12 protein-coding genes are annotated in these 14,073 nt (G+C 26.7%); 7 read left to right on the top strand and 5 right to left on the bottom strand.

What is annotated here, in order from left to right; translation table 11 throughout:
• The 3 genes from GBG18_RS13745 to GBG18_RS13735 form a co-directional block, all read right to left on the bottom strand.
• A partial coding sequence (locus tag GBG18_RS13745) for a hypothetical protein (protein ID WP_152191965.1) occupies positions 1–684 on the bottom strand: 684 nt, incomplete at its 3' end.
• Between the two features lie 115 nt (positions 685–799).
• Complete coding sequence (locus GBG18_RS13740) at positions 800–2,875, bottom strand: methyl-accepting chemotaxis protein (protein ID WP_152191963.1); 2,076 nt, start codon at positions 2,873–2,875, stop codon at positions 800–802.
• A gap of 221 nt (positions 2,876–3,096) precedes the next feature.
• The gene (locus GBG18_RS13735; RefSeq protein WP_152191962.1) at positions 3,097–3,288 is read right to left on the bottom strand and encodes a DUF6726 family protein; all 192 of its coding nucleotides are present in this window, start codon (positions 3,286–3,288) and stop codon (positions 3,097–3,099) included.
• Positions 3,289–3,455: 167 nt separating this feature from the next.
• On the opposite strand from GBG18_RS13735, the gene GBG18_RS13730 reads away from it, so the two are divergent.
• Genes GBG18_RS13730 through GBG18_RS13710 form a run of 5 tightly spaced genes read left to right on the top strand, consistent with a single transcriptional unit; the run spans position 3,456 to position 9,246 of the window.
• Positions 3,456–4,799, top strand: a complete 1,344-nt coding sequence (locus GBG18_RS13730) for an imelysin family protein (protein WP_152191960.1) — start codon at positions 3,456–3,458, stop codon at positions 4,797–4,799.
• Positions 4,783–6,162, top strand: coding sequence for a di-heme oxidoreductase family protein (locus tag GBG18_RS13725; protein ID WP_152191958.1), 1,380 nt, complete (start codon positions 4,783–4,785; stop codon positions 6,160–6,162). Before GBG18_RS13730 ends, GBG18_RS13725 begins: the two co-directional genes overlap by 17 nt.
• Positions 6,163–6,165: 3 nt before the next feature.
• Positions 6,166–7,170, top strand: coding sequence for an imelysin family protein (locus tag GBG18_RS13720; RefSeq protein WP_152191956.1), 1,005 nt, complete (start codon positions 6,166–6,168; stop codon positions 7,168–7,170).
• A 2-nt stretch (positions 7,171–7,172) separates the two neighbouring features.
• Positions 7,173–8,087 (top strand): sterol desaturase family protein, encoded by a 915-nt coding sequence (locus tag GBG18_RS13715; protein ID WP_152191955.1) that lies wholly within the window; start codon positions 7,173–7,175, stop codon positions 8,085–8,087.
• A gap of 1 nt (position 8,088) precedes the next feature.
• Positions 8,089–9,246 carry a cytochrome-c peroxidase gene (locus GBG18_RS13710; RefSeq protein WP_226896412.1) on the top strand — a complete coding sequence of 386 codons (1,158 nt, stop codon included), beginning with the start codon at positions 8,089–8,091 and terminating at the stop codon, positions 9,244–9,246.
• A 98-nt stretch (positions 9,247–9,344) separates the two neighbouring features.
• Here GBG18_RS13710 and GBG18_RS13705 read toward each other — a convergent pair whose 3' ends face one another.
• A complete protein-coding gene (locus GBG18_RS13705) occupies positions 9,345–10,424 on the bottom strand; it encodes an Opr family porin (protein WP_152191953.1) in 1,080 nt (359 codons plus the stop codon).
• 161 nt (positions 10,425–10,585) lie between these two features.
• Here GBG18_RS13705 and GBG18_RS13700 point away from each other — a divergent pair, with 161 nt between their 5' ends.
• Both GBG18_RS13700 and GBG18_RS13695 read left to right on the top strand, forming a co-directional pair.
• Positions 10,586–11,389, top strand: coding sequence for an ABC transporter ATP-binding protein (locus GBG18_RS13700; RefSeq protein WP_152191951.1), 804 nt, complete (start codon positions 10,586–10,588; stop codon positions 11,387–11,389).
• A 203-nt stretch (positions 11,390–11,592) separates the two neighbouring features.
• Positions 11,593–13,404 carry a sensor histidine kinase gene (locus GBG18_RS13695; protein WP_152191949.1) on the top strand — a complete coding sequence of 604 codons (1,812 nt, stop codon included), beginning with the start codon at positions 11,593–11,595 and terminating at the stop codon, positions 13,402–13,404.
• A gap of 80 nt (positions 13,405–13,484) precedes the next feature.
• Here GBG18_RS13695 and GBG18_RS13690 read toward each other — a convergent pair.
• The coding region (locus tag GBG18_RS13690) for a TRAP transporter large permease subunit (protein ID WP_152191947.1) at positions 13,485–14,073 on the bottom strand (589 nt) is incomplete at its 5' end.

Raw genomic sequence — 14,073 nt, 5'->3', positions numbered from 1 at the left:
TATGTTTACAATAGCATCAAAAAAATTGATTCCATGAATACCAAAAAACCATAAAAGATTTGAAATAAGAATACGCAAAAATAGTAGTGCTTCTTCACTACTTTTAGTAAAGATTTCAATACCTGAATCAAGATTTATACTTATTCCTAAAAAATAAAAAAATGAAATAGATATAAAAAATGTAATAATAAAAGGAAGAATATAAACAATTGCAGATGAGATATTATTTGATAAACTACTTTTTAAATCATTTTCATACTTTTCAAATATAATCATAATTTTAGAAATCGTAAAAGATATAAAAATAGGAATGATTATAGCCATTATAAAAGAATTTGGGAAAACATAACTATTGATATCTTTTACATTTAAAAGTAAATCAACAGATAAATATACAAGTAAAGATAATACAATAGTTAATAATTTATTTATACTTGTATAGTAAAGATTTACTAAGTGGTAAGAAATACTTATATTTATTAAAACAGGTAATATTCCATTTATTAATGATGAAAGATTATTTAAGTCTTGAATATTAAAACTTGGACCAAAATCAATAAAACTTTTTGCAAGTTCAATAGATAAGAGTATAAAAGAATATAATATATAATATGGAACCAAAGATATAAAGGAAGCTTGTAATACTGAAATGATAAGAGATAATTGAGCTTGTAGTCTTTTCATAATACTTTCTATTTGTTGTTAGTATGTAATAAGTATAACATAATAGTTCTATATAATATTTTATATAGCCTTAATTTATTTAAGGACTATATAAAGTTTTGTTTTTATTTATATTCTAAAAACTTTCCCACTCATCATTATCTTTTATATTTGATGAAAACTGCTCTTCTTTAGGACTTTGTTTAACAAGAGTTTTTTTCTCTATGACATTTTTAGCTACTATTTTTTCTTCCTCTATTTTTATCTCTTTATCAGCAGAAGCTTGTGTTATTTTTCTACTTTTTATTGTACTTTTACCTTCAAACTCTTTATCCTCAGTATTTTTAACAATATCTGATGCAATTTTTAATGTATTACTTGCAATATCGTTTGTTTGGCTTGCAACTGATGCATTCTCTTGTGTTTGTTTATCTAAAGAGTTTATTGCATCATTGATTTGAAGAATTGATGATTGTTGCGTTTTAGAAGATTCTGAAATATCAGATATTAAACTTATTGTTTCATTGATATTATTGTTTAATCCAGAATATCCTTTAATCATTTCATCTGATATTTGTTTTCCTTCATTTGCTTTTAAATTAGCATCTTGAACTAAGTCTTTTATCTCTTTAGCAGCTTCAGCAGATCTACTTGCAAGATTTCTAACCTCTTGTGCAACAACTGCAAAACCTTTTCCAGCTTCACCTGCAGTTGCAGCTTCAACTGCTGCGTTTAATGAAAGAATATTTGTTTGGAAGGCTATTTGATCAATTACTGTAATTGCATCATTAATAGCAGTAACTTTTTCATTTATCTCATCCATTGCTTGTGTTGTTTTATTTGCTAAGTTTTCTCCTGTAGTTGCTGAAGATGTAACTAAATTAGATATTTTAGACATTTGAGCAATTTTTTCAGTTGAAGTATTTATATTTCCTGTGATTACTTCTAAAGCTGCCGCTGTTTCTTCAAGTTTTACAGCAGCTTCATTTGAAGAGCTATTTAGTTTTTCTACATTTGTAAGTAAAATACTAGCAGAGTTATCAAGAGTTAATCCATTTTCTCTATTTTCTCTTAACATCGTATTTATGGCATCTCTTAGTTTATTGATATCTGTTGTTAAAAGTTCAAAAACACCGCCTTTTTCAATTCCCTCAATCTCTAGTTTTTTCGTATAATTATAATTTGCATACTCTTCTAATATTAGATTTATATTATATATATGTTGCTTTGTAGCAATAATCATATCATTTATTCCATCTTTTAAAATAGTAAGAGTAGGATTATTTGTAGATTCTTCAATATGTTGAGAATACCAACCATGCTTAACTTTATTTATTACAATTGATGCATCATCTATTAATTTATTATCTTCTTCAAAATTGTTTTTAATTAGTTCAATATTACTATTTACAATAGTAGCCATTTGTGCAAATTCATCTTTAGATTTTATATCTATTAACTCTGTATTAGTTGTTTTTCTATTTAAAAAGTCAAAGAATGAAATTAATCCTAATTTAAATTGTTTTAATGAATTAGAAATATTTTTAGTTAAAAATAATAAATAAGAGATTATTAAAAACAGTATTACTAATGCTTCAATAAAAATAAAAGTACCTAAAGTATTTAAATCATTATTTAACATAAGAGTTCTTTTTTCAAGACCTTTATCTTTTGTTTTAATAATTTTTGAAAAAGCTTCTCTAGATAGATTTGCAAGAGGTGTTGCATCTTTTTTATAAGATTGATATGTTTTTGCTAAAAGATCAGGAGTTCTTTGTTGATTTGATAGTGCTTTCATTTTGTTATAGCCATCATCAATAAATGCAATTGTTTTTTCTTTTGATTTTGAAATATTTAAAAGTTTTTCTTTTTCATTTGGAGTACCGATTACTGTAGTTTTTAACTCATCAAAAGCTTTAATAATATTGTTTTTACTTTTTTCTATTTTAGCAATATTTTTTTCATAAGCATTTCCTAGCATAATATCTCTAGTACATCTACTTATATAGTTTAAATCTTTTCCTATTTCTAATACTAAAATTTTACCTACAACTGCTTTTTGTGAATACATATAAAAATCATTTTTTGATTCTTTTATAATATTGTATTTAATAATAGTTGCAATTAAAATTACAATAAAAATAACTATTCCAAAAATAGCCATCTTTTTGGCTATAGAAAATTTCTCTATATTATTTTCTTCTCTTGACATCTTTCTTCCTTAAGATAAATATTAAGAATATTTTATCTAAAATATTATAAATATTTGTAATAAATAATATTTTTTAAGTATAAGAAAAACTTTTAATTGTATTAATCTTCTTTATTTTTATCTTTATATTTCTTTTCTAATTTAGAAGTGAAGTACGCTAGCATTATTACAACTATTGTAACAATACTAAAACCTATTAGTTCAGAGATTAAATCATTCATTTAAAACGGTATCACTGCATCTATAACATCACCAGTGCCAGAAATTGTATCTCCAACTATATCAGGTGTTACTGTATTTACAACTGCACCTGCAACTTTAAAAGGTGCTGATACTACAGTGCCTACTATACATCCTTGCATAGTTACTACTATAAAAGAGATAAATAATATTTGTAATAGTTTATTTTTCATTTGTAACCTTATATTTTCGTAAGTATATCAAAAAATTATAAATAATGGTTTTGCTAAGTTTATAATATAAATGATAACCATTATTAGTATTAAGTAGTACTTAAGAAAAATATTACTAGAATGTCACAAATCATTTATGATAATAATTATTAGTACAGGAAACTAAAATGTTAAATTTAAAATTAATCACAGTATCAGTTGGATTAGCTGCTGCTTTATCTTTTTCAGGTTGTGTTACAAATCTTGAAAATATGGAAACTACAAAAAAAATGGAAATGACTAAAACATCTCCACTTTTAGCTGGATATGCAAAAATTGCACAAGCAAATTATACAGATGCATTAAATGGGGCAAAAGCATTACAAATGGCAATTGAAGAATTTTCTTCAACACCTAATGAAAAAACTTTTTCAAATGCAAAAATTGCTTGGTTAAATTCAAGAGAATCTTATGGTCAAACAGAAATCTTTAGACTTGCAAATGGTCCTATTGATGCAGAAGAAGGTTGGGTTGCAGATATTTATGGTTCACTTGAGGGACAACTTAATGCATGGCCTTTAGATGAGAATATGATTGATTATACAATTGATGCGAATGGAAAAAGAACATCTGGAAATATTATTGATACCGTTGGTTCTTTTAATCCAGGTGGTGAAGATGCAAGTGCTGTAAACGTTTCAAATATTACAGTTGATGCAATTACAGCGTTAAATGAAAATGGTGGAGATGCAAATGTTGCTACTGGTTATCATGCTATTGAGTTCTTATTATGGGGACAAGATCAAGATTACTCTAACTTTGTAAAAGACTCTATTACAAATGGTGCAAAAACTGCAGGACAAAGACCATTAAGTGATTATGTCAGCGATTCAAATGCTCCTAGAAGAATTGCATTTTTAAAAGCAGCATCAGCAAAAATTGTATCTGATTTACAAACAGTTGCTAGTGCTTGGAGTGAAAATGGTTTATATAAAAATGCATTCTTAGGAAAACTAAGTGGTGATGATGCTTCAAAAAATATTAGCTCAAGTGATGCTTTAAAACAAGTAATTGCAGGAATGGGTGTATTTATGAAGTCTGAACTTGCAAATGAAAGAATTGCAGTTGCAGTTTTAACGCCAAGTGAAGAAGATGAGCATTCTTGTTTCTCTGATAATACACATAGAGATATTACAACTAATTACTTAGGTTTTAGAAATGTATTAACTTCTACATATAAAAATGAATCATACGGTAAATCTATGTTAGATGCATTACCTATGGAAGATCAAAAAAGAATCATTTCTTTAATGAAATCTATTGAAACAAAAATTGCAAGTGTAAATAAAGTTGCAATGACTAGTGCTCACTTTGATTACCAAATTCAAGCTGATAATCCTCAATCAAAAGTTATTGTAAAACTTAAAAATGAGATGAGAAAACTAGGTGATGAAATGGTAAATGTAGCAAATGCAAATGGAATTTCTTTAACACAAGAAGATGTAACAGACGCTGATGAAACAAAAATCTAGCTTGTCCTTTAGCACTATTTTAAATAAGAGCCTTGTAGCAATTTTTGCTATAGGGCTTTTTGTCGTTAATGGCTCTAGCTCAAATATTTCAAATATAAAAGATAAGTCACTTCTTTTAAAACCTATAGAAAATTTAAATGATGAACAATATGATAAGTTTATTCTTGGAAGAAGTTTCTTTGTAATTCCTTGGGTTGAAGCGCCAAGTGCAACAACAGCAAGAGATGGTTTAGGACCTTTATTTAATGCAAATACATGTGTATCTTGTCATCCCGCAAATGGAAGAGGAAGTGTATATAATAAAAATATGCAATTTTCAAGAAGTTTAATAGCAAAATTATCTATTCCTTCAACTAATTCAAAAGAGCATCAAGAAATACTAAAAACAAGCCCTTTAATAATAGAACCAGTTTACGGTGGACAAGTAGCGATAAATGGAATTCATGGTGTTAATTACGAGGCAAAACCTGATATTAAATATGAAGAGATAAAAGTAAAGTTTCCAGATGGTGAAGTTGCTACACTTTTAAAACCTAGTTATGGATTAAAAGAATTACAGTATGGAGAACTTCATAAAGATACAATTTTGACTTTTAGAATAGCTCCTAGTTTAAATGGCTTAGGATATATAGAAGATATATCAAATGAAGATATATTGAAAAATGTTGATGAGTTTGATAAAGACAATGATGGTATTTCAGGACGTGCAAACTTTGTTTATTCTCCAAAAGATAAACAAATAAAACTAGGACGTTATAGCTGGAAAGCTAGTACTTCTTCTATAAAGCATCAAAGTGCTGATGCTGCTTTTAATGATATGGGCTTAACAACTTCACTTTTTAGTAAAGATAATTGTACAAAAAATCAAAAGGCTTGTAATGATGCTGATAAACCAAGAGATTTAATAGACCTTACAGATGAAAGATTAGATGCTATTAGTTTTTATATAAAAAATAGAAAAACATATAGTGCTAAAAAAACAAAAGCATATAAAGAGGGCTTAGAGATATTTAAATCAATCTCTTGTGCTAAATGTCATATTGACTCTTTTACAACAAAATCAGGAATTAAAATATCACCATTTACTGATATGTTACTTCATGATATGGGTGAGGCCTTAGCTGATGGAAGAAGTGAATTTAAAGCAAATGGTAATGAATGGAGAACCGCACCTTTATGGGGATTAGCTCTTCATGAAAAGATAAATAAGAAAGCTGCAAGACTTTTACATGACGGACGTGCAAGAACTTTCCAAGAAGCAATTCTTTGGCATGGTGGAGAAGCAAATGATGCAAAAGAAAAATATATGAATCTTGATAAGAAATCAAGAGAAAAATTAATTAAATTTTTAAATGAGGTATAAGAAATGAAGGTAATTAAAAATCTACTAATAGTAGGAATATTATGTATAACAACTACATTTGCAAATGTAAACGATGCAAAAGATGAGAAAAAAAACAAAGAGATATTAGATACTTTATATGAAAAAGTGATTATTACTGATGTCAAAAGAGCAATAAAAGATATAAAGAGTTTAAAAGAAGCAGTTGTAAAAAATGATGAAAGAAAATCAAAAGAAGAGTTTTCAAAACTTGTAAATTCATGGAAGAGTATAGAAACATTTTATATTTTAGGAGATATAAATGAAGACTTTATAGATACTCCACGATACATAGATATTTTTCATAATGGAAATGAAGATATAACAGAACAACTAGATCGTGCTATTAAAAGTAAAGATGAGATAAGAGTAGTATTATTTAAAAACTCATTAAAATCTATTAATGCCTTAGAATATATGTTGTTTTCAAAAGATATTAAAAATATAAGAGAAAATAAAATCACAATTACAATTTTAGACAGAATTACAAGTCATTTAAATGATATAAAAGATGAGTATATTTTACAAAAAGATAAGTTTCTAGGTGATTTAAAAAAAGCAAATGCAGTTACCATTAATGCAATCATTCAAAATACTTATAAGTTAAAAGAGTGGAGAGTAGGTGATGTTGCTGGGTTTACTAAAAAATATGAAGATGATCCTGATAATAAAAGAGCTGAGTATTTCTTAAGTAAGAACTCTTCAAATGCAATTGAAGCTGTTTTAAATACATATAAAAATATTTTAGATAATGAAGAGTTTACAGATTATGGTGATTATCTAATAAGGCTAACTGATGGAAAAGAAATGAAAAGATTAAGAGAGTCTTTAAATAAATCCTTAGAATTAGTTAAGCAAATAAAAAATGATGATTTTTCAAATACAAAAGAGTTATATGAAAATATAAATACAATCCATGTAGTACTTTTTGTAGAGATGTTAGAAGAGCTGTCAATTAATGCAAAAATTTTAGATGCAGATGGTGACTAAAATTGGATAGTTACTTCTATACTTTTTTAGAAGAGTATTTAATAAACCCAGATAAAAGAACTTACTGGGTTTATATACTTTCATCAATTGCTATTGCAATAATTTATCTATACTTTAATAAAAAGCAAAGTAGAGTGATTTTTAGCTCAAAACTTTGGCTTCACTCAAGTGCAAAATTAGATTATTCTTATTTTATACTTTCGTATTTTATAAAAGTTATGATGATTATTCCAATAGTAATTAGTGCAAAATCTATTGCATTTTTCATAAATAAAAATCTTTATTATGAGTTTGGTTTTAATCAGATTCAAAATTTTTCTTATGAAAATACACTTGTACTATATACTATTACACTGTTTATTGTAAGTGACTTTACAAGATATTGGCTACACAGACTTTTACATACTATTCCATTTTTATGGGAGTTTCATAAAGTTCATCATAGTGCTAAAGTTTTAAATCCTTTGACTTTTTATAGAGTTCATCCTGTTGAAAATATTCTTTTTGGATTTAGATATTCAATTTCTATTGGTTTTGTAACTGGAATATTTATTTACTTCTTTGGCTCAAAAATTGGACTTGTTGAGGTATTCGGGGCTAATATCTTTATTTTTGTTTTTTCACTTTTGGGTTCTAATTTAAGACATTCACATATTCCATTAGCTTATTTTAAAGCTTTAGAAAAATGGTTTATTTCACCAAAGCAACATCAAATTCATCATAGTAAAAAGTATTTTAATAAAAACTATGGAGGATATTTAAGCGTATGGGATAGAATTTTTGGAACTTTAAAACTCTCAAATGAAGTAAAAGTTCTAAAGTTTGGACTTCGAAATGAACAAATGAAAAACTATACAACACTTACAAATCTACTGATTTATCCATTTAAAAAAATTATAACAAGGAAGAAAAACTAAAATGAAACATATAAATACTTTTGCCTTAATCACAAGTGCAATTCTTTTAGGTGCTTGTACAAATACAACACTTAGCAAAGCACAAATGGAAGAACAAACAAAAAATAAAGAAGTATTAGGAAAGGTCTTGTTTTTTGATAAAAACTTATCTAAAAATAGAACACAATCTTGTGCAACTTGTCATAATCCAGAAGCTGGATTCGTAGATGATAGAGATAATGGAATTAAAGCTATGGCATCTCTTGGTGATGATGGACACTCTCTTGGAGATAGACAAGCACCAAGTGCTGCTTATGCTATGTTTAGTCCTGAATTTTATTATGATAAAAAGAAAAAGAAGTACATAGGTGGACAATTTTGGGATGGAAGAGAAACTAATCTTGCAACACAAGCAGGAGGACCTCCCACTAATCCAATTGAAATGGGAATGGCATCAAAAGAGACTACAGTTGAAAGATTAAAAGAAAATTCATATTATGTAAGTGCTTTTAAAAGTATTTATGGTGAAGATATTTTCTTAACAACAGCAAAAGCATATAGTGCTATGACTGATTCAATTGCAAAGTTTGAGATGACAAAAGAGTTTGCTCCTTTTGATTCTAAATATGATAGATTCTTAAAAGGTGAGTATGATTTAACTCCTTTAGAAGATTTAGGAAGAACACTTTTCTTCTCAAACAATAACAACTCTTGTGCAACTTGTCATGTTTTAAAAGGTGAAGATAAACTAGGTGAGACATTTACAAATTATGAATATCATAATATTGGAACACCAATAAATCATGAACTTCGAGCAAAAAATGGTGTAAAAGAAATAGATGGAGGACTTTTAAATAATCCAGCTGTTAATGATGAAAATCAAAAAGGAAAGTATAAAGTTCCGACACTTAGAAATGTAGCCGTAACTGCTCCATATATGCATAATGGTGTATTTAAAGAGTTAAAAACAGTTGTAGAGTTTTATGATAAATATAACAATAAAGAAAGAACCTTAAATCCCGAAACAAATAAAGCTTGGGATGAGCCTGAAGTTAAAGAAACTATATCTTTAGATGAATTAAAAGCTAAAAAACAAAATGATAGAAAAGTTGATTCTTTAGTTGCTTTTATGAAGTTATTAACAGATAAAAGATATGAACATCTTTTAGAAGATAAATAGTAAAAAAAGTATTTATAAAAAAAGGGGGAAAGTTTAAACTTTCCCCCTTTTTACTGAAATATTTAGATTCGAAATTTAGATATTAATTTAATCTCCAACTAGAAAGAGTATGCTAAAGTTGCTGTAATTTTATTATAATCATCATCACTGTTTTGTGCATTAACATCAACAAAAAGTAATCCTGTTGATAAGTTATCTGTAATACTGTAATCAGCAGTAATATTTAATTCTTTCTCTTTATCTTGTGCATATTTAGTTTGTCCATAAATAGAACCAAGTTCAAGACCTGCAATTTCATAACTTAATCCAATATATGTAGTGTCCGCATCAGCTACATAAACTTGATTACCATCTTCAAGAGGACTAATATTATCTCCTGCTGTATCCATACTACCAATGCCTGCATCTTTATCTGTTGTAATATATCCTGCATTTAACCCTAAAGCAGAAACAGAAGTTCTAGCTTCTAAATGCATAATTTGACCATCATTTGAAGATGCATCTTCACTTGAAGCAGCAATATGTCCAGTTACACCAAATGCATCAGTATCATAATCAGCTTTAAGACCATACCAACTTGCTACATCTTCTGCTTTGTAATAGTAAGGATTAAGAACTAAACCTTCAATTCCTTCATATTTTACATCTAATACATAAGCACCTTTATCATCATTTACTTTTTCAAATGCTTCTAATTGGGCATCTGCATCAGCAGTAGCAATTCTTTTTGTATATCCTAAAGTGATTTCTGTATTAGGAACTGCAGTAACACCAACAACAGCTGCTTCATGAAAGTCACCCATCCACTCTAAGTCAATTTCTTGTCTACCAATAGTTATATTTGCAAGATCATTTCCATATGAAATATTTGCAGTATGAACTAATGCTTTTGTATCTTCATTTCCGTAATCTCCATCTTCAACTTCTGAAAAGTCATGATTTCCTCTAAATCCTACAGATGCTTTAAAACCATTAAAATCAGCTGTTTCATATCCAAGTCCAATTGAACCAGATGTAAAACCTTCATCTGGATTATTTCCTTTTTTATTTGTTTTTTCTGCATAAAGTGTTACATCACCTGATACTGTTCCATTTTTAATTGAAGCATCAATAGTGTCATTTGCAAACATACTACTTGAAAGAAGTAATGAAGCTGCCGTTAAGTGTAATAATTTCATTTGTTTATTTTCCTTTTTGATAATTAATCTCAGAATATTAGCAAGATAAAACTTAAAAATAGATAATACTAATACTAATTATCATTATGCTAAATAAAGAGTGTAAAAATAAAGAATTCTGATGTATAATATTAAATTAAAAGAACAAAAAGGATGCTATTTTGAATAATAAAAATCCAGATTCAATTATAGATTTTGAAAATATATATGTAAGTTATGATGTTAAACCAATTCTTGAAAATATAAATTTAAAGATTAAAGAAAAACAGCATTGGGTGATACTAGGTTCAAATGGAAGTGGTAAATCTACACTTATTAAACTTATATCAAATGACCTTTATCCAAATACTAAATATCCATTTAAAAAAGAGATGTTTGGCAAAAAAAGATGGGGTATCCTTGATTTAAAAAAGAACCTAGGAATTATTACAAATGATTTACATAACTATTTTGAAAAACAAGGAAGTTTTTTAAGTACTTATGAAGTAGTTTTAAGTGGTTATTTTAGTTCTATTGGTGTTTTTAAACATCAAGACTTTACTAAAGAACAGCATAAAAAAGCTTTAGAAGTTTTAGAGTTTCTTGAAATTTTAGATATTAAAGACAAAAGAGTAGGTCAAATGAGTACAGGGCAGTTAAGGCGTTGTATTATCGGACGTGCTTTAATACATAATCCAAAAGCATTTATACTTGATGAACCAACAGTTGGACTTGATATAAAAGCACAGAATAGTTTTATCAAATTAATTCAAAAGCTTTCATCAAAAGCTTCCATTATACTTGTAACTCATCATATAGAAGAGATATTTGATGAAATTTCACATGTTGCACTTATGTACAATAAAACTATTTTTAAACAAGGTAAAAAAGATGAAATATTAACTTCAGAAAATTTATCAGAAATTTTTGAAATAGATATTAAACTTGAAAAAGAAAATCAGAAATATTATATAAAAAGTATATGAAAAATTTAATTATTTTTCTTCTTTATTTAAATTATTTAAATTAAATATTATTATTGTATATAGTTTTATTTTAATCAAACATCCCTAATTAATGGAAATTTTTTTACTTTTTTATTATATAAGATGAATCTTTAATAAATTATTTATGATATATTTTAGTTATTATAAGATATAATATATAAAAATTACAAAAGGAGATTTAAATGAAATTATCAGTTAATGAAAATAAAATTCTTAATATAATTAAATTTTCTCCTATACTTTTTGTAGTTTTTATTTCTCTTTTTAGTTCGCAACTTTATTTGATTGAAAGAGAGAGTGACTTTGAAAAAGAGATAAAAGTTACAAAAGAAAAATATTTATTTCAAAATAAAGAAAAAATAAAAAGTGAAATTGAAAGAATTTCAAACTTTATCAATTTTGAAAAAAGAAAAGCAATGAATTTGTTAAAAAAACAAATGGAAGAACGTGTTTATCAAGCTTATAGAATTGCTTATAATATATATATAAAAGAAAAAAATACTTCGGATAAAGAAAAAGTATTATTGCTTATTAAAAACGTGCTTAATAGTATGTCTTACGATGATAAACAAGAGTATATTATTCTAAAAGATAGCAACAAAAATAATTTCTTAGAAATAAAAGAAAAGCTAGAAAAATTTGACACTAATAGCGAAAAAATAAGTTTTTATAAATACTTTGAACCCTTTGATTTGATAATTGGAACAGAAAAAAATATAAAGAACTATGAAAAAGAGTTACAACAAGATATATTATTAAGTGTAAAAAGTATAAAAGATGATAAAAGTACTTATATATTTATATTTGACGAGAAAGGAAATGTCTTATCTCATCATAAAGACTCATTAATTGGGACAAATAGATATAATATCAAAAATCCTTTAGGTAAATATGTCGTAAAAGATATTATAGAATTTACGATATTAAATAAACAAGGCTATATGAATTATAGTACAGGAGTAAATCCTAAAAATTTACTTCATAGAGAAAAAACTTCATATATAAAATTAATAGATGATTGGAATTGGATTATTGGAACTGGTTTTTATCATGAAATATTTAATAAAGAAATAGAAAAGAAAACCAATGATTTATTATTGTCAGAAGAAAAGTCAATTAATAGAATTATAGTATTCTTTATAATTATTACCCTATCTCTTATTCTAATATCTTTTTATATTTCAAGAGTAATTGCTGAAATGTTTTTAGATTATAAAAAAAGAATTGAAAAAGAAATCGAAAATACAATTAAAAAAGAAAAGTTATTAATTCAACAAAGTAAAATGGCTGCAATGGGAGAAATGATAGGAAATATTGCTCACCAATGGAGACAGCCATTATCTACAATCTCAACTGCTTCTACTGGAGCAAAAATACAAAAAGAGATGAATTGTTTAAGTGATGAGTCATTAAATAATTCACTAACTGCTATTAATGATTCAGCACAATATTTATCTAGAACAATTGATGATTTTAGAGATTTTTTTAATCCTTCTAATAATAAAAAAGAAGAGTTTAATATCTCAGAAGCTATAACTAAAGCATTAAATTTAGTTAATTCACAATTTGCATCAAAAGATATAGAAATAATACAAAATATAGAAGAGTATAAATTAATATCAGTAGAAAACAAATTAATACAAGTTCTTATAAATATCCTTAATAATGCAAGAGATGCATTAATTACAACAGAAAATCAAAGAAGATTAATTTTTATAAATACATATAAAAAAGATGATATTTCATATATTGAAATATTAGATAATGCTGGTGGAATAGGTGCTAATACTATTGATAGAATATTTGAACCATATTTTACTACAAAACACAAGTCTTTAGGTACGGGTATTGGACTTTATATGAGTAAAGAGATTATAGATAAACATTTAAATGCTATTTTGCTTGCTTCTGATGAAAAGTATTCTTATGAAGGTTTTGAATATACTGGAGCTAGGTTCAAAATTGATTTTAATGCAGAAAGTAAAGCTATTTAAATAGTTTAATTAGAAATAAAAAAAGGTAAGAGTAAAACTCTTACCTTTTTTATTCATATAGTGTAGATAATTATCTATCTTCAACCATACATTAAGTTTGGTAACCACAGTGCAATCTCAGGTACATAAGTTACAAGAATAAGTCCTGCTAAAATTGTCATCGTCCAAGGGAACGCTGCAACAATAACATCTTTTATACTCATCCCAGTAAGTCCAGAAGTTACAAATAGGTTAAGCCCAACAGGTGGGGATACCATTCCTAATTCCATATTGATAGTAATTACAATACCAAAGTGAATTGGATCAATTCCAAGTGCAACAGCAACTGGAAGTAATAAAGGAACCATAATCATAATAATTGCAGATGGCTCCATGAAAGACCCAGCTAAAATTAAAAGTACGTTTACCATCAGTAAGAACATATATTTATCAACATTTGCTTCAATTAATGTTTCTGTAATTCCTTGAGGAATATTTTCAATTGTAAGAAAATGTGCAAATAACATTGCATTAGCAATAATAAACATAATCATTGCAGTTGTTTTTGCTGAATCTAAAGCAGTAGAGAAAAACTCCGCTATTTTGATATCTTTATAAACAAATACTGATATGAAAAATGCCCAAATAGCTGCAACAGCTGCTGCTTCAGTTGGAGTGAATATACCACCA

Source organism: Poseidonibacter ostreae (genome assembly GCF_009208075.1).
Lineage (GTDB): Bacteria > Campylobacterota > Campylobacteria > Campylobacterales > Arcobacteraceae > Poseidonibacter > Poseidonibacter ostreae.
Note: the sequence above shows the minus strand (reverse complement) of the source record. Positions and strands in the feature narration are given on the sequence as shown.

What these genes read in the sequence shown, in the direction of transcription:
- GBG18_RS13740 (WP_152191963.1), bottom strand. Translation starts at nt 2,875, where the DNA reads ATGTCAAGAGAAGAAAATAATATAGAGAAATTTTCTATAGCCAAAAAG.
- GBG18_RS13735 (WP_152191962.1), bottom strand. Translation starts at nt 3,288, where the DNA reads ATGAAAAATAAACTATTACAAATATTATTTATCTCTTTTATAGTAGTA.
- GBG18_RS13730 (WP_152191960.1), top strand. Translation starts at nt 3,456, where the DNA reads ATGTTAAATTTAAAATTAATCACAGTATCAGTTGGATTAGCTGCTGCT.
- GBG18_RS13725 (WP_152191958.1), top strand. Translation starts at nt 4,783, where the DNA reads ATGAAACAAAAATCTAGCTTGTCCTTTAGCACTATTTTAAATAAGAGC.
- GBG18_RS13720 (WP_152191956.1), top strand. Translation starts at nt 6,166, where the DNA reads ATGAAGGTAATTAAAAATCTACTAATAGTAGGAATATTATGTATAACA.
- GBG18_RS13710 (WP_226896412.1), top strand. Translation starts at nt 8,089, where the DNA reads ATGAAACATATAAATACTTTTGCCTTAATCACAAGTGCAATTCTTTTA.
- GBG18_RS13705 (WP_152191953.1), bottom strand. Translation starts at nt 10,424, where the DNA reads ATGAAATTATTACACTTAACGGCAGCTTCATTACTTCTTTCAAGTAGT.
- GBG18_RS13695 (WP_152191949.1), top strand. Translation starts at nt 11,593, where the DNA reads ATGAAATTATCAGTTAATGAAAATAAAATTCTTAATATAATTAAATTT.